At 45.1% G+C, this 18,584-nt stretch carries 18 protein-coding genes and 1 pseudogene; all 19 read left to right on the forward strand.

Going from position 1 to position 18,584, the window contains the following annotated elements:
• Positions 1-174 precede the first annotated feature (174 nt).
• The 19 genes and pseudogenes from CK1_RS14750 to CK1_RS14825 all read left to right on the forward strand — a co-directional run bounded on the left by CK1_RS14750 (position 175) and on the right by CK1_RS14825 (position 18,578).
• Entirely contained in the window at positions 175-1,140 is a 966-nt protein-coding gene (locus CK1_RS14750; RefSeq protein WP_015526961.1) for a diacylglycerol/lipid kinase family protein, read from the forward strand.
• 93 nt (positions 1,141-1,233) lie between these two features.
• Positions 1,234-3,350: pseudogene (locus CK1_RS14755) on the forward strand (glutamine synthetase III family protein).
• A gap of 204 nt (positions 3,351-3,554) precedes the next feature.
• Positions 3,555-4,472 (forward strand): AAA family ATPase, encoded by a 918-nt coding sequence (locus CK1_RS14760; RefSeq protein ID WP_015526964.1) that lies wholly within the window; start codon positions 3,555-3,557, stop codon positions 4,470-4,472.
• Entirely contained in the window at positions 4,465-4,725 is a 261-nt protein-coding gene (locus tag CK1_RS18490) for a hypothetical protein (protein WP_015526965.1), read from the forward strand. Before CK1_RS14760 ends, CK1_RS18490 begins: the two co-directional genes overlap by 8 nt.
• 74 nt (positions 4,726-4,799) lie before the next feature.
• On the forward strand, positions 4,800-5,240 hold the full coding sequence (locus CK1_RS18495) for a hypothetical protein (protein ID WP_015526966.1): 441 nt from the start codon (positions 4,800-4,802) through the stop codon (positions 5,238-5,240).
• A 13-nt stretch (positions 5,241-5,253) separates the two neighbouring features.
• Positions 5,254-5,976 (forward strand): vWA domain-containing protein, encoded by a 723-nt coding sequence (locus CK1_RS18500; RefSeq protein ID WP_353611178.1) that lies wholly within the window; start codon positions 5,254-5,256, stop codon positions 5,974-5,976.
• 29 nt (positions 5,977-6,005) lie between these two features.
• A complete protein-coding gene (locus tag CK1_RS18505) occupies positions 6,006-6,260 on the forward strand; it encodes a hypothetical protein (protein WP_353611179.1) in 255 nt (84 codons plus the stop codon).
• 217 nt (positions 6,261-6,477) lie between these two features.
• Positions 6,478-8,376, forward strand: coding sequence for an OPT family oligopeptide transporter (locus CK1_RS14770; RefSeq protein ID WP_015526967.1), 1,899 nt, complete (start codon positions 6,478-6,480; stop codon positions 8,374-8,376).
• Positions 8,377-8,503: 127 nt separating this feature from the next.
• Positions 8,504-8,749 (forward strand): PqqD family protein, encoded by a 246-nt coding sequence (locus tag CK1_RS14775; protein ID WP_015526968.1) that lies wholly within the window; start codon positions 8,504-8,506, stop codon positions 8,747-8,749.
• A gap of 191 nt (positions 8,750-8,940) precedes the next feature.
• Positions 8,941-9,810, forward strand: coding sequence for a YitT family protein (locus tag CK1_RS14780; RefSeq protein WP_015526969.1), 870 nt, complete (start codon positions 8,941-8,943; stop codon positions 9,808-9,810).
• 136 nt (positions 9,811-9,946) lie between these two features.
• Positions 9,947-11,038: a PucR family transcriptional regulator gene (locus tag CK1_RS14785; protein ID WP_015526970.1), complete on the forward strand. Its 1,092-nt coding sequence runs from the start codon at positions 9,947-9,949 to the stop codon at positions 11,036-11,038.
• A 608-nt stretch (positions 11,039-11,646) separates the two neighbouring features.
• Positions 11,647-12,330, forward strand: coding sequence for a cell division ATP-binding protein FtsE (gene ftsE, locus CK1_RS14790; protein ID WP_015526972.1), 684 nt, complete (start codon positions 11,647-11,649; stop codon positions 12,328-12,330).
• Positions 12,320-13,225, forward strand: coding sequence for a permease-like cell division protein FtsX (ftsX, locus tag CK1_RS14795; protein ID WP_015526973.1), 906 nt, complete (start codon positions 12,320-12,322; stop codon positions 13,223-13,225). Before ftsE ends, ftsX begins: the two co-directional genes overlap by 11 nt.
• Before the next feature lie 172 nt (positions 13,226-13,397).
• Positions 13,398-14,585, forward strand: a complete 1,188-nt coding sequence (locus CK1_RS14800) for a S41 family peptidase (RefSeq protein ID WP_015526975.1) — start codon at positions 13,398-13,400, stop codon at positions 14,583-14,585.
• Between the two features lie 21 nt (positions 14,586-14,606).
• A complete protein-coding gene (locus CK1_RS14805; RefSeq protein ID WP_015526976.1) occupies positions 14,607-15,530 on the forward strand; it encodes an AEC family transporter in 924 nt (307 codons plus the stop codon).
• Between the two features lie 359 nt (positions 15,531-15,889).
• Positions 15,890-16,537 (forward strand): L-rhamnose mutarotase, encoded by a 648-nt coding sequence (locus CK1_RS14810; RefSeq protein WP_015526977.1) that lies wholly within the window; start codon positions 15,890-15,892, stop codon positions 16,535-16,537.
• 322 nt (positions 16,538-16,859) lie between these two features.
• Positions 16,860-17,162 carry a hypothetical protein gene (locus tag CK1_RS14815; protein ID WP_015526978.1) on the forward strand — a complete coding sequence of 101 codons (303 nt, stop codon included), beginning with the start codon at positions 16,860-16,862 and terminating at the stop codon, positions 17,160-17,162.
• Complete coding sequence (locus CK1_RS14820; protein WP_022426550.1) at positions 17,153-17,557, forward strand: phosphatase PAP2 family protein; 405 nt, start codon at positions 17,153-17,155, stop codon at positions 17,555-17,557. Before CK1_RS14815 ends, CK1_RS14820 begins: the two co-directional genes overlap by 10 nt.
• Positions 17,517-18,578 (forward strand): lysylphosphatidylglycerol synthase transmembrane domain-containing protein, encoded by a 1,062-nt coding sequence (locus CK1_RS14825; RefSeq protein WP_306288960.1) that lies wholly within the window; start codon positions 17,517-17,519, stop codon positions 18,576-18,578. Before CK1_RS14820 ends, CK1_RS14825 begins: the two co-directional genes overlap by 41 nt.
• Positions 18,579-18,584 lie beyond the last annotated feature (6 nt).

An 18,584-nucleotide genomic window follows, 5' to 3' on the forward strand; every position in this document is an offset into this window, starting at 1 on the left:
CAAAAGGTCTGAAGATTCAATTTTATTGGGTTTTCGGACTTTTTTTGTTATAAAATCCCGGCTGCCTGTGGTAAGACCAGATGTGAAAAGTTAAGATTGACATTTTACATCGTTTTTTTTATCATAGTAAAAGAATAGACATAACGAATCATTTCGGGAAATGAGGATTGTATAATGAAAAAAAGAATGCTTTTTGTTTTCAACCCCAAAGCAGGAAAAGGAAGAATCAAGATGCATCTGCTGGACATTGTGGATATCTTTAATAAAGGTGGGTACGAAGTGATCATCCGTGCCACGCAGGGACCGAAGGATGCTTATGAACAGGTGAAGGAATATGCAGATCAGGTAGATCTGATCGCCTGCAGTGGAGGTGACGGTACACTGGATGAGGTGGTTACCGGAATCGTGGAAGTGGGCAGCCAGACACCGATCGGGTATATCCCTGCAGGAAGCACCAATGATTTTGCCAACAGTCTGTTTATGCCGAAGAGTATGACTGCAGCTGCATCCATGATCATGGAGGAGCAGATCTATCACTGTGACATCGGTAAATTTAATAACCAGACATTTGCCTATGTGGCTGCGTTTGGACTGTTTACCAATGTTTCCTATGAGACAGACCAGGATCTGAAAAATATCCTGGGACATGTTGCCTATGTGCTGGAAGGGATGAAGCAGCTTTTTGAGGTGAAATCCTATCATCTGAAGGTAACCTCCGATGAGCTGACTGTGGAGAATGATTTTATCTACGGTATGATCAGCAATTCCAGATCTGTAGGCGGATTTAAGAATCTTACCGGAAAAAACGTGGATATGAATGACGGACTGTTTGAGGTGACACTGATCACCAATCCGAAGAATCCGCTGGAGCTTCAGGAGATCATGACTGCGCTTCTTACTGCAGAGGATAATACAGATCTGATTTATTCTTTTAAGTCTGCGCATGTTGTGATAGAGTCAGAGGAGGCTGTTCCGTGGACGCTGGATGGAGAGTTCGGTGGAGATCAGACCCATGTGGAAATCGATAATCTTCATGAGGCCATGAACCTTTATCTTACCAGCAGTAAGAAACAGAAAAAAAGCCGGCTGAACCAGAAAATGCAGGAGATCAAGGAGATTACCCAGAAGAGCGAAGAATGATCCGAGTATCCGAAGACAAGGTGATCATACAGAGGTGAAAATGTCTTTCCTCATAAGAAAGACTGGATATACAGGAACGAAAAGGAGGAAGAAATGGGAGATTATATCAACGTAAAGGAAATCTTTGGCTGCGATGTATTTAACGATTCTGTTATGCAGGACCGTTTGCCGAAGAAGGTATACCGCGAACTGAAAAAGACAATAGAAGAGGGTAAGGAGCTGTCCATGGAGATCGCTGATGTGGTTGCACATGAGATGAAGGAATGGGCTATTGAGAAAGGTGCTACTCATTATTGTCACTGGTTTCAGCCGCTGACAGGTGTTACTGCCGAGAAACATGACGCATTTGTCACAGCGCCAAGAGAGGACGGAAAGGTACTCTTAAGCTTTTCTGGCAAGGAGCTGATCAAGGGTGAACCGGATGCATCCTCGTTTCCATCCGGAGGACTTCGTGCAACATTCGAGGCAAGAGGCTATACAACATGGGATTGCACATCACCTGCCTTTGTACGTCATGACGCAGCCGGCGGGATCTTATGTATCCCCACAGCATTCTGCTCCTACACAGGAGAGGCGCTTGACCAGAAAACACCGCTTCTTCGTTCCATGGAAGCGGTCAATACACAGGCGCTTCGACTTCTTCGCCTTTTCGGAAATACAACATCAAAAAAGTAACTCCTTCCGTTGGAGCTGAGCAGGAGTATTTCCTGGTTGATAAGGAGAAATGGCTCCAGAGAAAAGACCTGATCTATACAGGAAGAACTCTTTTCGGTGCTATGCCGCCGAAGGGACAGGAGATGGATGACCATTATTTCGGAACCATCCGTCAGAGAATCTCCGCATACATGAAGGAAGTCAACGAGGAGTGCTGGAAGCTGGGCGTAACAGCAAAGACACAGCACAATGAGGTTGCACCTGCACAGCATGAGCTGGCACCGATCTACGCACCGGTAAATATTGCAGCAGATCACAACCAGATCATGATGCGTATCCTCAAAAAAGTTGCAAGCCGCCATGGTATGCGCTGCCTGCTTCATGAGAAACCGTTTGCAGGAGTTAACGGTTCCGGTAAGCACAACAACTGGTCCCTGACAACGGATGACGGGATTAACCTTCTTGAACCGGGAAAAACTCCTCATGAGAATATCCAGTTCCTTCTTGTTCTCACCTGTATCCTGAAAGCCGTTGATGAGCATGCAGATCTTCTGAGAGAGTCTGCAGCAGACGTTGGAAACGATGAACGTCTCGGAGGAAACGAGGCACCGCCGGCAGTTATCTCCGTATTCCTTGGTGAGCAGCTTCAGGATGTTCTGGAGCAGCTGATCAGCACAGGTACCGCCACACACAGTAAGACCGGCGAGATCCTGGATACCGGTGTTAAGACACTTCCGGATTTCATGAAGGATGCTACAGACCGAAACAGAACATCACCGTTTGCGTTCACAGGAAACAAATTTGAGTTCCGTATGGTTGGTTCCCGTGATTCCATTTCCGAGTGCAACGTAGTTCTGAACACGATTGCAGCAGAAGTATTTCGCGATGCATGCGACCGTCTGGAAGCAGCAGACGATTTTGATACTGCAGTACATGACCTGATCAAGGAGTATGCGATCCAGCATCAGCGTATTGTATTCAACGGAAACGGATATGCACCAGAGTGGGAGGCAGAGGCAAAGAGACGTGGACTTCCGATCCTTCCGTCCATGGTAGATGCCATTCCTGCGCTGACTACAGATAAGGCTGTGAAGCTTTTTGAATCCTTTAATGTATTTACAAGAGCAGAGCTTGAGTCCAGAGCAGAGATCCAGTATGAAGGCTATGCAAAGGCTATCAACATTGAGGCCAAGACCATGGTGGATGTAGCTACCAAGCAGATCATCCCGGCAGTGATCCGTTATACAACGGTTCTTGCAGAGTCCATCAATTCTGTGAAGGCAGTGAGCGCAGCGCTTGATGTCAGTGTACAGATAAGTCTTCTGGAAAAAACCTCCGCACTTCTTGCTGAGACCAAGACAGCTATGGATAAGCTTTCCGGACTGATCGCTGAGTCGGAATCCCATGAAGAGGGACGTGACCGTGCTGTATTCTTCAGAGAGAGCGTGGTACCGGCAATGCAGGCTTTAAGAAAACCTGTAGACGAGCTTGAGATGATCGTAGATAAAGATATGTGGCCGATGCCATCCTACGGTGATCTGATCTTTGAGGTATGATCGGTTAAATAAAATACAGGAAATAAGAGATGTTCCTTGGGTGCAGCGGCATCTTTGAGATCAAATGACGGGACAGATGTAAGATCTGTCCCGTTTTTTACCTGGCGGAGAAAAAATCTGTAAGCGGTTATCCGTCATAGGATCATATAATAACTGCGGATGAGGATATCTGCGGTATTCAATCAGATTCAGGAGTAAGTATATATGATAGAATTAGAATTTTTAAAAGAACAGAACGTTTCCGAAAGCCTGATCCACGGCATCGAGGAATTTCGAAAAAATTATAACGTTGATGAGGGGGCTGCAGCCAGAGTTACCAGACCGTCTATACCGTTCTACGGAAAAGAAATCCTGGAAATGGCCATTGCAGGACTTCTGGAAGGAGAAAATCTTCTTCTTGCAGGCCCAAAGGCCACGGGAAAAAATATCCTGGCAGAAAATCTGGCATATGCTTTTGGCCGCCCGGTTTATAATGTATCTTTCCATGTCAATACAAACAGCGGAGATCTGATCGGAACGGATACCTTTGTAAACAATGAAGTCTGCCTCCGAAAGGGCAGCATCTATCAGTGTGCCGAGTATGGTGGCTTCGGTATTCTGGATGAGATCAATATGGCAAAGAACGATGCGGTTTCTGTCCTTCATGCAACTCTGGACTATCGCCGCTCCATTGATGTTCCGGGCTATGACCGGATCGACCTTCATCCTGCGGCACGTTTTATCGGAACCATGAACTACGGATATGCAGGAACAAAGGAGCTGAACGAAGCTCTGGTTTCTCGTTTCCTGGTGATCGATATGCCAGCGCAGACAGAAGAAACCCTGGGATTTATTTTCCGCAAAATGTTCCCGGAGGCAAAGGAAAAGGCAGTGGAACAGTTTATCGGTGTATTTATGGATCTTCAGAAGAAATCCGTAAACAGTGAGATCTCCACAAAAGCGCTGGATCTTCGAGGACTTCTGGCTGCCATGAAGATTGTTCGTGCAGGACTTTCTCCCCTGGCAGCAGTGCAGATGGGAGTGGTGAACAAAACCTTCGATATTTTTGAAAAGGAGATCGTGGACGATGTAGTCCGTACAAGGATCCCGGAAGAGTGGACAAAGGACGATGTCTATGCATAAAGATCTGACAGAAGAACTTTCTATAGAAGATTACAAGATGGAGCTGGAAAACCGGATCCGTAATCTCCTCTGGACGGTAAGCGGCGACTATACACTGGATGTGAAGCCGGATGTATCGCTGTTTCTCCGCTCAAAAGAGATCGCTCTTTACGATGGAATCAAACAGGGGGCTTTTGCCAGATATTTTGACAAAAATCTGCTTGGCCTTTATCTTGTAAAAAAATCTATCTGGATGCCTCTGAGACGGAGCTGACCGGGCTGACACAGCTCTGTATCGAAGCGGCAGTGGGAGAGCGGATCTGTGAAGAGCGCCCCGGGGTTCGCCGCATGAGAAAAAAAGCTCTGGAAGATATCCTGGATCAGGAATATGAAACCCTGCCTTCCTACGATAAGTTGTTAGACAGGCTGAAAATTGCAGTATTCCGTGATGTACTTACAGGAAGCGTACAGCCTCTGGAGAAAAAACTGTCTGCATTCCGGGATCAGATCTATGCCTGCGCAGAAAGCAGAGACACCATGGAACTGATTCGGATCATCGACAGCCTCTATAATGCGGTCATCGATCCGGACTTTGAGAAGAAAAACGGTTCCCTTGAACGGGTAATGGCGGTGACGCTGGAAGAACTGACGGAATTTGGCTGGGAAGACTACCTTAATGAAGAGATGTATGAGGAAGCTCTGGAAAATTATGTGGAAAAGCTCACAGACCGGATGACAGATATTGAAGATTCCTCGCTGACACAGGATATGGAAGAAAACGTAAGGTGAAAACAAGATCACGGTGATTTCAGAGGAAGCTCTTCAGAAAGCTCATACCTATGTGGAACTGAATTTTGGAAAAACCTATCTCACACCTGCGGAAGAAAAAAGAATGAACCATCTTATGTGCCGGGGAATACACGGAGACTGCAGCCTGTATTTTACAGAAGGAATCCTGAAAAATCCGGTTCGTGATAATTATCAGTACCAGTATGCAAAGCGTCTGCGTAATAAGAACATATGGATCTATCATGACAAGCACAGAATTGCAAAACGAAATATTGCCATATTGACTGAACTCCTGAAAAAAGCACTGGTGATCCGAAGTGAAAACCAGGAAGTCCTATCAGACCGGGGAACTATCGTTCCTTCCAGGCTGTGGCGTATAGGCAGAAGCGGTGAGGCAAATCTTTTTAAGAGGATTCTTCGTGGAGACAATACGGATTTTGTGGTGGATATACTGATCGATGCCAGTGGTTCACAGATGAGTCGACAGGGAGATGTGGCACTGCAGGCTTATATGATCAGCTCTGCCCTGAGTAATGTGGATATCCCTCATCGGGTTATGAGCTACTGCACATTCTGGGATCATACGATCCTGCACAGGTTCCGGGAATATGATGATCCGGTTTCGGCGGATGAGGATATTTTCAATTATGTGACTTCCTCCAATAATCGGGACGGGCTTGCCATAAAAGCAGCGGGATACAGTCTTTTGCAGAGGGAAGAGGAAAAAAGATCCTGATCATCTTAAGTGACGGACGCCCCTACGATGTGATCATAAACCGCCCCAATGCAAAAAATCCGGCCCCTTATCAGGGAAAATATGCCATTTCAGATACTGCAACAGAGGTGCGGCGTCTTCGGAGCCAGGGCGTCAGTGTTCTGGGGGTATTTGCAGGCGAAGAGAAGGATCTTCCGGCGGAAAAGAAGATTTTTGGAAAGGATTTTGCCTATATCCGGGATATCGGAAATTTCTCGAAGATCGTAGGGCGATATCTGACAAAACAGCTGGAAACGGACAACTGAAAAAAAAAGTATTTTATTTTAAATGTATAATATTCAATTGTAAGGAATAAGGTCACTATGTTAGCATAAAAGCTGCATAGTGACCAATTATTTGCTTATAATTATACAGAAAATTGTAAATAATATATAATATCTCAGATATAATTTCTTGCAAAATACTGCGAAATTTGCTATACTATATAACGTTACTAATTTACTAGATAAAGGGAGAGGAAATATGAACAAAAACACAGAGTTCAAACCTTACATTCCTGCGGAGAAAATCACTCCGGAGCTCACAGTTACATCTGTGATCATGGGATGTATTCTTGCTGTCATCTTCGGCGCAGCCAATGCTTACCTTGGTCTTCGTGTTGGTATGACAGTATCTGCCTCCATTCCGGCGGCAGTTATCTCCATGGGTGTTATCCGCGTGATTCTTCGCAGAAACTCCATTCTGGAGAGCAATATGGTCCAGACTATCGGTTCAGCCGGTGAGTCTCTTGCAGCAGGTGCTATCTTCACCATGCCTGCACTGTTCCTCTGGGCAGAGGAAGGACTTACAAGCAAACCAGGCATCGTTGAGATCACTCTGATCGCACTTTGCGGTGGTATCCTTGGTGTACTTTTCATGGTACCCCTTCGTAATGCCCTCATTGTTAAAGAGCATGCAACTCTTCTCTATCCGGAAGGAACTGCCTGCGCAGACGTTCTTCTTGCCGGTGAGGAAGGCGGAGCAAATGCTTCCACAGTATTCTCCGGTATGGGACTTGCTGCCATCTTCAAATTTGTTGTTGATGGACTGAAGCTTCTTCCGGCAGATGTTTCTGCAGCATTTAAATCCTTCAAGGGTGAGATCGGTATGGAGGTTTATCCGGCACTTCTCGGTGTTGGTTATATCGTAGGACCGAAGATCGCATCCTACATGTTTACAGGTTCTCTTATCGGCTGGATGGTCATCATTCCGCTGATCTGCCTGTTCGGACCTGATACATGGATGTATCCGGCAGCAGAGGGAACGACCATTGCCCAGCTTTACGCAAACGGCGGAGCATCAGCGATCTGGTCTACTTATGTTAAATATATCGGCGCAGGTGCTATCGCAACAGGCGGTATCATTTCCCTGATCAAATCCCTGCCGCTGATCGTTACAACCTTCCGTGACTCCATGAAGAGCATGAAGGGAAGCAAGAACACAAGCACAGAGAGAACCGCACAGGATCTTCCGATGCAGTTCATCCTTCTCGGTGTTATAGCAATGGTATTTATCATCTGGGTCGTTCCGGCAATCCCGGTAACTCTTCTTGGTGCATTTATCATCGTAGTTTTTGGATTCTTCTTTGCAACAGTATCTTCCCGTATGGTAGGTCTTGTAGGAAGCTCCAACAACCCGGTTTCCGGTATGGCTATCGCTACTCTTCTGATTGCTACATTTGCGATCAAGAGCTCCGGTAAAACAGGTATCGACGGAATGACAGCAGCGATCGCTGTTGGTTCTGTTATCTGTATCATCGCAGCGATCGCCGGTGATACCTCTCAGGACCTTAAGACAGGATACCTTCTCGGTGCTACACCTAAGAAACAGCAGATGGGCGAGATGCTCGGTGTTGTTGTTTCCGGTCTTGCTATCGGCGGTGTTCTGTATCTTCTGGATGCAGCATGGGGCTACGGTACAGCAGAGATCCCTGCTCCGCAGGCTCAGCTTATGAAGATGATCGTTGAGGGAATCATGGGCGGAAACCTTCCATGGGGACTTGTATTTGTAGGTGTATTCCTTGCGATCTGCCTTGAGATCCTCCGTATCCCGGTAATGCCTTTCGCAATCGGTCTTTACCTTCCAATCTACCTGAACGCAACTATCATGATCGGTGGTATCGTTCGTGGATTACTTGACCGCAGAAAAGGTGTTGACGAAAAAACCAAGACAGCTCAGGCTACAGATGGTACTCTGTACTGTGCTGGTATGATCGCCGGCGAGGGTCTTGTTGGAATTCTTCTTGCGATCTTTGCAGTTGTCGGTATCAGTCTTGATATGTCCGGCGTTGTAAACCTTGGAAATATCGGCGGTGTTGTGCTGATGATCATCATGATCCTGTCACTGCTTAAATTCTCTATCTGGAGAAAGAAGAAAGCCTGATGAGAAAAACAAAAAGGATAAGAAACAGGATATCAACTATCTTGATCTGATCCCGGAAACAAACCAGTCGATCCGGTGGCACCGGGACCTGAAGCAGCGGATCATTCTTGAGATAGAGAATAAGGGTATGTTCAATACCATCGCGCAGAAGGTTTTTGGCAAGCCAAGGTTTTCCAAGGTTCATCTTGATGAAATGGGAACTTTTATCTGGCCTGAGATCGATGGAGCCAAAACCGTGCAGGAGCTTGCCCTGCTGGTGAAAGAGCATTTCGGAGATAAGGCAGAACCGCTTTATCCGAGAATCGTAAAATACTTTCAGATAATGGAAAGCTATGAATTTGTTCATTTTATAAATAAAAAGACAGAAAAATAGCATGGAGAACGGGAACGGACGCAGAATAGTGTACGGTCCCGTTCTTTTTATGACACGTCAGTGCGGGAAACTGATGCAGTTGTCATATGATACTATAGCATTTTCGGGATTTTCACAGCGGAATAGAAATATTGAGGATATTTCAAGACAGAAATTCCGGGAATTGCTGTAAAAAATGAAAGGAGCACTTTATGAGTCTTGTGAAAAAAAAGGACTGGTATCTGGATTATCTTCTGATCATAGTAGGAACCGGGCTGATGGCACTTGCCATCAATTCCGTGTTTGATGCAACCGGGCTGGTAACCGGAGGCTTTTCCGGTATTGCGATCCTGGTGAAGCACTGGACCGGTGGGATCGTAGATGGCGGGGTTCCACTGTGGCTTACCAATATCACGCTGAACATCCCGCTGTTTTTTCTGGGATGGCGGATCAAAGGCTTTTCCTTTGTAAAAAAAGCTCTGGTCGGTGAGATCTCCCTCTCAACCTGGCTTGCTATTCAGCCGGTGTGGAATATTGCGGGAGATGATCTCCTTCTGGCTGCTGTATACGGTGGTGTGATCCTGGGAATCGGCATTGGAATGGTTTTCCTTGGACAGGGAACCACAGGCGGAACGGATATGATGGCAGCACTGATCCAGAAGTATATGCGTCATTATTCCATCGCACAGATCATGCAGTTTATTGATGGGCTTATTGTGATCGTAGGAATGTATGTGTTCGGTATCCAGCGGGCCCTGTATGCCATCATTGCGGTTTATCTGGTAACAAAAGTATCCGACAGTCTGATCGAAGGTCTGAAGTTTTCTAAACAGACATTTATCATCACGGAGAAGCCGGATGAGGTTGCCAGAGTCATTATGGAAGACCTGGATCGCGGAGCGACAGGGATCTGTGGCAAGGGGATGTATTCCGGTCAGGAGAAGACGATCATCTTCTGTGTGGTAAACAAAAAGGAAATTGTGAAGCTGAAAGAGCTGGTAGATGATATTGATCCTAACGCTTTTGTGATCGTTTCCGATGCAAGAGAAGTTCATGGAGAAGGTTTTATAGAGAAAAATTAGGCGGATTTCAACAAAAATTTGTAAATTTTTTCAGTTTTACTCTTTCATTTTTGGTGATTTTGTATTAAAATAGCCATAGATAAAGAGGGAAAGACAGAAGATAAGCATACACATAAGTGAGAAGGGATTGAACGGAATGATATCGAATCAGGTGTTACAGAATACGCTCGAGGGACTTAAAGAAATATCAAGGACGGAATTTTGTGTCATTGACACAGACGGCAAGGTACTTGCGTCTACCTTTTCTGATTTTGAAATCCAGCCGGCAGATATCCAGGCTTTTGTAGAATCCCAGGCGGACAGCCAGCTTGTCAAGGGATTTCAGTACTTTAAGGTCTGTGATGATTATCAGTTGGAATATGTCCTGGTAGCCCACGGAGATGATGAGGATACTTATATGGTAGGCAAGCTTGCAGCCTTCCAGATCCAGAATCTGATCGTTGCGTACAAGGAGCGTTTTGACAAAGACAGCTTTATCAAGAATCTTCTTCTTGATAATCTTCTTCTAGTGGATATTTACAACAGAGCGAAGAAGCTTCATATTGAAGCAGATGTCCGTCGTGTAGTTATGATCCTGGAACTGAATCAGGAGAAAGATCACAGCTCTGTGGAGAGCGTGAAAAGCCTTTTTGGCGGAAAGAGCAGAGATTTTATCACTGCTGTTGATGAGAAGAGCATCATTATAGTCAAGGAACTGGAAGAGGGAGAGGGCTATCCGGAGATGGATAAGCTGGCTCATACGATTATGGATACTCTGGATCTGAATAAAGATGGTGAGGATGTCCACATGGCATACGGTACCATTGTCAATGAGTTGAAAGAAGTTTCACGTTCCTACAAGGAAGCGCGTATGGCCCTTGATGTAGGTAAGATCTTCTTCGGAGACAGGGAAGTTATCGCATACAGCTCACTTGGAATCGGACGCCTGATCTATCAGCTGCCTATTCCTCTGTGTAAGATGTTTATCCGCGAGATCTTTGACAACAAATCTCCGGATGATTTCGATGAGGAGACACTTGTCACCATCGATAAATTCTTTGAGAACAGTCTGAACGTATCTGAAACTTCACGTCAGCTGTATATCCACAGAAATACGCTGGTATATCGTCTGGATAAACTCCAGAAGAGTACAGGCCTTGATTTGAGAGTGTTTGAGGATGCCATTACATTTAAGATCGCGCTGATGGTTGTTCGATATATGAAATATATGGAAACCTTAGAGTATTAATAGCATTCGGAATGCAAGATGATAGTTTGCTATATTAAGGTAACATATTAGAACTTTTAAACTGCCGCTTATTCCTTCCCGGAATAGGTGGCAGTTTTTGTATGAGCGTTTTTCATCATGGAATATTGTTGTAAATGTCCCTCCTGTTTGGAAGCATTCACGAAGTGTGTTACTGAGAACGGAGTGAGCAGTAACGAATTCACATGAACTTCACAGATAACATCCATGACTCTATTGTAATTTTGGTATTTTTACGTTAAAATAAATAATTTGAAGAGGGCTGTTGATTACTGTTCACTGGTAATATTCCGCGGAGCGCATTAATGAGAATGGAGTGAACAGGTTACTGTTCACTGGTAATGTCCCGCGAGGTGTTTTTTGTGAGCGAAGGTCACAGAAAACCCGAGACATATCGCGCGAATTTATGCGATCAGCATAAATTCTGTGCATCGCGAAGCGTGTTACTGAGAACGGAGTGAACAGTAACGTGAACAGTAACAGTTGTAGGGCCCGGGAAATTTATTCTTGCATTTAAACAGAATATATATTACAATAATGTTACAAAAAATTAAGAAAATTATGCTTTTATAATATAGAGGAGGATATATATGATCGATCTTGTAGATGTGAGCAAATCTTACGGCCCGGGTCTTCCGGCTGTGAATCATGCGAACTTACATGTTGATAAAGGGGAATTCGTATTTGTAGTAGGAAGCAGTGGCTCCGGTAAATCCACACTGATCAAGCTGCTGATGAAAGAACTGGATTCTACCAGCGGAACGATCACAGTCAGCGGGGAACGTCTGGAGAAGATGAAACACAGACGCGTTGCCAAGTATCGCAGAAAGCTTGGGGTAGTATTTCAGGATTTCCGTCTTTTAAAAGACCGTAATGTATATGAGAATGTAGCATTTGCGCAGCGTGTCATAGGAAGACCTACCCGTGTGATACGCAAACGTGTTCCGGAGGTTCTCCAGGAGGTAGGACTTGCAGGAAAGTATAAGGCATATCCGGATGAGCTTTCCGGTGGTGAGCAGCAGAGAGTTGCTCTTGCCAGAGCACTGGTAAACCGCCCAGACATCCTTCTGGCAGATGAGCCGACCGGAAACCTGGATCCGAAAACCTCTGAAGAGATCATGGCTCTGATGGAGCAGATCAATGACAGAGGAACCACAGTTCTGGTAGTTACCCACAATAAGGACATCGTCAATGCCATGCGCAAGCGAGTAGTCACCATGCACAACGGCAAGATCATCAGCGATGAGAAAGAGGGAGGATATCATGAGGCCTAGTACGATCTGGTATACCCTGAAGCAGGGCTTTAAGAATATAAAAAGAAACTGGATGTTTTCCCTGGCATGTATCATCACGATGGCAGCCTGCATTTTTCTGGTAGGCATTTTCTATTCCATCGTGAACAACGTCGGTAATATTGCCCATAAGGTGGAAGAAGAAGTACCGATCACAGTATTCTTTGATGAGGGCACTTCAGAGGAAGAGATCCAGGCGATCGGCGATGCTATTCAGTCCAGGCCGGAAGTGGCCAGGATGGACTATCAGTCCGCAGATCAGGCATGGGAAGAATACAAACAGAAATATTTTGGAGATGAAGATGCGGCAGATGGATTTAAAGATGATAACCCTCTTGCCAATTCATCCAATTATCAGGTATATCTTAATGATATTACCAAGCAGACAGAACTGGTGAATTATATCCAGGGACTGGAACATGTCCGGAAGGTAAATCAGTCTGAACAGGCATCCAGGACACTTGGTTCCATTAACAAGCTGGTTTCTTATGTGTCGATTGCCGTGATCGCAATCCTTTTGATCATTTCCATATTCCTGATCAGCAATACAGTATCTATGGGTATTTCTGTCCGCAAGGAAGAAATCGGAATTATGAAATACATAGGAGCTACAGATGCTTTTGTACGACTGCCATTCCTTCTGGAAGGTATGATCCTCGGTGTGATCGGTGCGGCGATACCGCTGATCTGCCTGTTTTTCCTGTATAATTCCGCTGTAGAGTTTATTCTGACAAAATTCAATGTATTGACAGGAATCGTGGATTTCATTCCAATCTGGCAGATTTATGAGGGTCTGGTTCCCATGGGACTTGGACTTGGTGTGGGAATCGGTCTTTTGGGAAGCTTTTTCACAACAAGAAAACATCTCAGAGTATAACCAAATAGCAGAGAATCTTATGTATCCGCAAGATGTGTGATCATAAGATATACAGCGGCTGTCGGAATATCGGCAGCCGTTTTCGGTATATAAAAACCGAACGGCGCACAGAGGAGTACAGAAAATCTGTGATCTTATCGGCTTTGCCGGCTGTGCAGAAGAAAGGAAAAATATGAAAAATAAAGAATTCAAAAAAGGTATAGCCATTGGAGTGGCAGCAACGCTGGTTGTGACAGGCGCTGGTTTTACCAGCTATCAGAAAGTACTGTTTCCGAAAGGCAATGCGCTTTCCGATGTGAAAACGGTTCAGAAGCTGAATTACCTGGAAGAACTGATCGATGAAGAATATCTGGATGAAAAAGACGAAAGCAGCCTGCGTGAGGGACTTTATGCTGGCCTGCTTGCCGGCCTGAAGGATCCGTACTCCACCTATTACACAGCAGAACAGTATAAAGAGCTGAATACTTCCAATGAAGGCTCCTACGTAGGGATCGGTGCCGTTCTTCAGAAGGATGACACCGGAGGGGCAAAGATCATACAGCTTTATGAGGGTGGCCCTGGAGAACAGGCGGGACTGAAAAAGGGAGATGTGATCAAGGCAGTAGATGGAGCTGATGTTACAGACAAAGAAACTTCCGATATTGCTTCTATGGTCCGTGACAGTGAGAAAGCTTCCGTAACGCTGACCATACAGCGGGAAAACGAAGAGAAAACCCGGGATGTCAAAGTGGAGATCCGGGATGTGGAGATCCAGACGGTTTCCCATGAGATGCTTTCCGGAGACACCGGCTATATCCGGATCTCCGAATTTTCTGAGGTGACCAGCGATCAGTATAAAAAAGCATTTGCAGATCTGAAGGATCAGGGAATGAAGAAGCTGGTTGTGGATCTCCGTGATAATCCGGGAGGCCTTCTTACTGCAGTCTGCGGCGTACTCCGCCAAATACTTCCGGAAGGACTGATCGTCTATACAGAGGACAAAAACGGAAAAAGGGAAGAGGAAACCTGCGACGGAAAAAATGAACTGGACATGCCGCTGGCTGTTCTGGTAAACGGAAACAGTGCCAGTGCATCGGAGATCTTTGCGGGGGCGGTAAAGGACTACGGGATTGGAACGATTGTAGGAACAACTACCTATGGGAAGGGCGTGGTGCAGACCATCCAGCCTCTTACCGATGGCAGTGCGGTAAAGATCACCATCGCAAAATATTTTACGCCAAAGGGCAATGATATCAACAAAAAAGGAATCACTCCGGATGTGGAAGCAGAGCTTTCCGGAGACATCACAGACTGGACAGAACTTACACATAAAGAAGACACGCAGCTTCAGACAGCCCTGAAAGAGATAGGACAGAGCTGACGCGTTCGGAGGGGAGAAAAAATGATAACTTTACAATTATTGCAGCAGATCATCGTATTTTTTCTGATGATGTCCTGTGGATTTACAGTGGTAAAATGCGGACTTATCGATGCAAAAAGCAGCAGGACACTTTCAGTCATCTGTATCTACATCATCATGCCCTGTGTAATGATCAATGCTTTTCAGATCGAATATTCCAGAAGCATCCGGAATGGCTTCCTTCTGGCAGTGGCAGCAGCCATCCTGATCCATATTTTTCTTCTGGTATTTGTACAGATCATCGGCAAGCCACTGAAATTAAGTGTGGTAGAAAAAGAATCCATCATCTATTCCAATTCCGGAAATCTGGTGATCCCTCTTGTAACGGTAGTTCTTGGTGAAAAATGGGTGATCTATGCCAGTGCTTTCCTGAGTGTGCAAATGATCCTGATGTGGACCCACGGACAGTCGCTGATGGAGGCGAAGGCCGGCATCAACTGGAAAAAAATCCTCTGCAACATCAATCTGATCGCTATTATCCTTGGAATCGTTCTGTTCTTCACGCAGATCAGACTGCCGGTGATCCTTGGAAACACCATGAGCCAGATTTCAGCCACCCTGGGACCTGTATGTATGATCATGCTTGGAATGACCATGACGGAGGTAAAATGGAAAGATATTTTCAGCCATTCCAGGATCTATCTGATCACGATCTTGAAAATGGTGGTGACGCCGCTGCTCATACTGTTGTTTTTGAAGTATCTGCCCTTGGCTTCAATGGTAAAGGATGGAAAAACCATTCTGCTTATCAGTCTGATGGCAGTGATCACACCGTCGGCAACAACGATTGTACAGCTGGCACAGCTCTACGATCAGGACCCGGTCTATGCCAGCACCATCAATGTAATGACAACGCTGGTAAGTATCATAACCATGCCACTGATGGTCATGTTGTATCTTGCCTGAGCATCTCAGGGAATCGTTACGGATAACTTTGTGTCAGGCAACATGCTTTGCGGAATATTATCTGGTTACTGTTCACTGGTAATATTCCGCGAGGTGTTTTTGTGAGCGAAGGTCACAGAAAACCCGAGACATACCGCGCGGATTTATGCGATTAGCATAAATCCTGTGCATCGCGAAGCGTGTTGCTGAGAACGGAGTGAACAGTAACATTACCTGTGAACAGTGATCGGAAATCCTGCCCTCATAATTGTAAAAACAAAATAAAAGTGATAGAATCAAATCATATGAGGGCAGAAGAACTATATCTGCTCATAGTGAAAAACATAGCACAGGATCATCAAAACAGGAGGATAGCATAAATGGAACGACATGCTTTTGCAATGAAAGTAAAAGAAGGAAAAATGAATGATTACCGTAAGACCTTAGGCGAGATCTGGCCGGAGCTTACTGCATATCTTGACCGTAACGGCATCCATAATTTCAGCATCTGGAATGCGGCAGACCTGATCTTCGGATATTACGAAAATGCAGACGGAGAGGTGATCTCTCCGGAAGAGGAGAAAGTAAAGGCAGCATTGACTGAAAAGATCGGAGATACCTTTACCTGGATCTCTACTCCTGGAAAAGACATGCGCCTGATGTATCATAATTTTGGTGTTGTGAGAGAAAACAAAGAGCTGATCCGCCACAGAATGTTCATGACAAAATTAAAAGACGGCTGTGAGGAAGAATATAAAGCCCGTCATGACGGACTTGTGGCGCAGAGAGGCGAAACAATAGATCCGGGCCCGGACAGCAACTTCAGCATCTGGAGTGCAGGCGGATATATTTTTGGATATGATGAGATCGACACAACCATGGAAGTGGAAGAAACACCGGAAGCAAGAGAGGCAACCATAGCATGGGAGACACGCCAGCTCGGGATCATGGACTGGATCACCAACGATGTGGACTGGATGACAAAAGAAGTACATCCGTCCAGTGTACGTCTTGCATGGCATAATTAAAAAATGGGAAAATAAAAAGGAAGGAGGCCGGGGCTTTGTTTGGAGGTAGCCCCGGCAGTATGAAAAAGAAAAAAGTGTTATCAAAGGTAGTACCCTTTGCACATCTAATAATATACTCATATTTTGTGGTCATTCTGTGACGTCATTCTGAAAAAAGTATGAACAAAAAGAAAAATAACTGAACTCAAATCTTAACAATTCTTAAACTTTCCATATTTAGTTGAAACCATACGCCCCGACTGTTATACTGTGACTAGCAGATGTTAGCAGGAGAAGAATATGTTTTATTCCTGATATCAATAAAATAATGAGGCGTGAATTTATGAAACGTTTTTGGAAATATGTAACAGGGATCGTACCTGCGTACGGGCTTTTTCCCCTTGTTTTTTCATTTGTATTTAACTGTCTTGTATATTCCGGTTCAAGGGCGATCGCAGGCGGTTGGTATCATCACAATATAGAAAGTAATCTTGATCTGCGGCTCCCATTTGTGCCGCAGTTTTTGATTATCTATTTTGGCTGTTATGTATTCTGGGCAGTGAATTATATCCTTGCGGCAAGGCAGGAGCGGGAACAGGTTTACCGTTTTTTACTGCGGATATTATATCCCGTTGTGTGTGTCTGATCATATTTCTGGCATATCCCACTACCAATACAAGACCGGTGATCGAAGGAAACGGAATCTGGGATCTGCTGGCCGGCTGGCTGTATTCCATTGATGCGGCAGATAACCTGTTTCCATCTATCCATTGTCTGGTAAGCTGGTTCTGTTTTCTGGGGATCAAGGATCAGAAAAGAATTCCAACATGGTATAAGGGGGTATCGTTTACACTGGCTGTGCTGGTTTTTCTGTCTACCATTTTTACCAAGCAGCATGTACTTGTGGATGTGGCAGGTGGTGTGATCCTGGCTCAGGTATGCTTTATTCTGGGACAGAAAACAAAACTCTGGCATATTTATGAACGGTTTGGAACTAAAATTGAAAAGAAGATCAACAGCTATACAGAAGGTGTCAAGTGATGAAGAGCAGAAAAAGATCATATTTAACGGAGTGTTCCTGGCAGTAGTTTTTGCCCTGACTATCTACGGCGTTTTTCATGGAGAAGACCTGTCTTCCATGATGGATGCCATACATAGGGCAGATAAACGGTGGCTGCTTCCGGGAATTGCACTGGTAGCATTTTTTATCTGGGGGGAATCCATCATTATCTGGTATATGATGCGTTCCAGCGGGATCCATCTGAAAAAAAGAACCTGCTTTCTGTTTTCGTCTGTAGGATTCTTTTTCAGCTGTATCACACCATCCGCCAGCGGCGGACAGCCCATGCAGATCTACTATATGAAAAAAGAGAAGATTTCCATTCCGGTGTCAACGGTGATCCTGATGATCGTGACGATTACCTATAAGCTGGTGCTTGTGGTGATCGGTATTGGGATCGCAATTTTCGGAAGAGGATTTCTTCACAAATATCTGGAAGGAATCCTGCCGGTGTTTTATCTGGGGCTGATGCTGAATATCTTCTGTGTCACTTTTATGACCATTCTGGTATTTCATCCGCTTTTGGCAAAAGCGATCCTGATGAAGGGCATGAAGCTTCTGGAACGGTTTCATCTGATGAGGAAAAAAGAGGGACGGCTGAAAAAACTGGAAGCTTCCATGGATACTTACCGAAATACTGCGGCATATCTGAAGAATAATCCGCTGGTGATCGTTAAAGTGATAGAGATCACTTTTATCCAGCGTATGGCACTGTTTGCAGTAACCTGGTTCGTATATCAGGCTTTTGGACTCCATGGAACCGGTTTCTTGGATATCCTTTTTCTCCAGGCAGTGATATCGGTATCTGTGGATATGCTGCCGCTTCCGGGAGGAATGGGGATCAGTGAGACTTTGTTTCTTACTATTTTCAGTCCGGTATTCGGTGGCCTGCTGCTTCCGGGAATGGTACTTAGCAGAGGGCTGGGATATTACGGAGAGCTGCTGATCAGTGCGGTGTTTACTGCGGTGGCTCAGCTCACTATCGGAAAAAAGGAATCCTGAAAAGAT

It is taken from the genome of Ruminococcus sp. SR1/5 (assembly GCF_000209835.1).
Taxonomy (GTDB): Bacteria; Bacillota; Clostridia; order Lachnospirales; family Lachnospiraceae; genus Blautia_A; species Blautia_A fusiformis.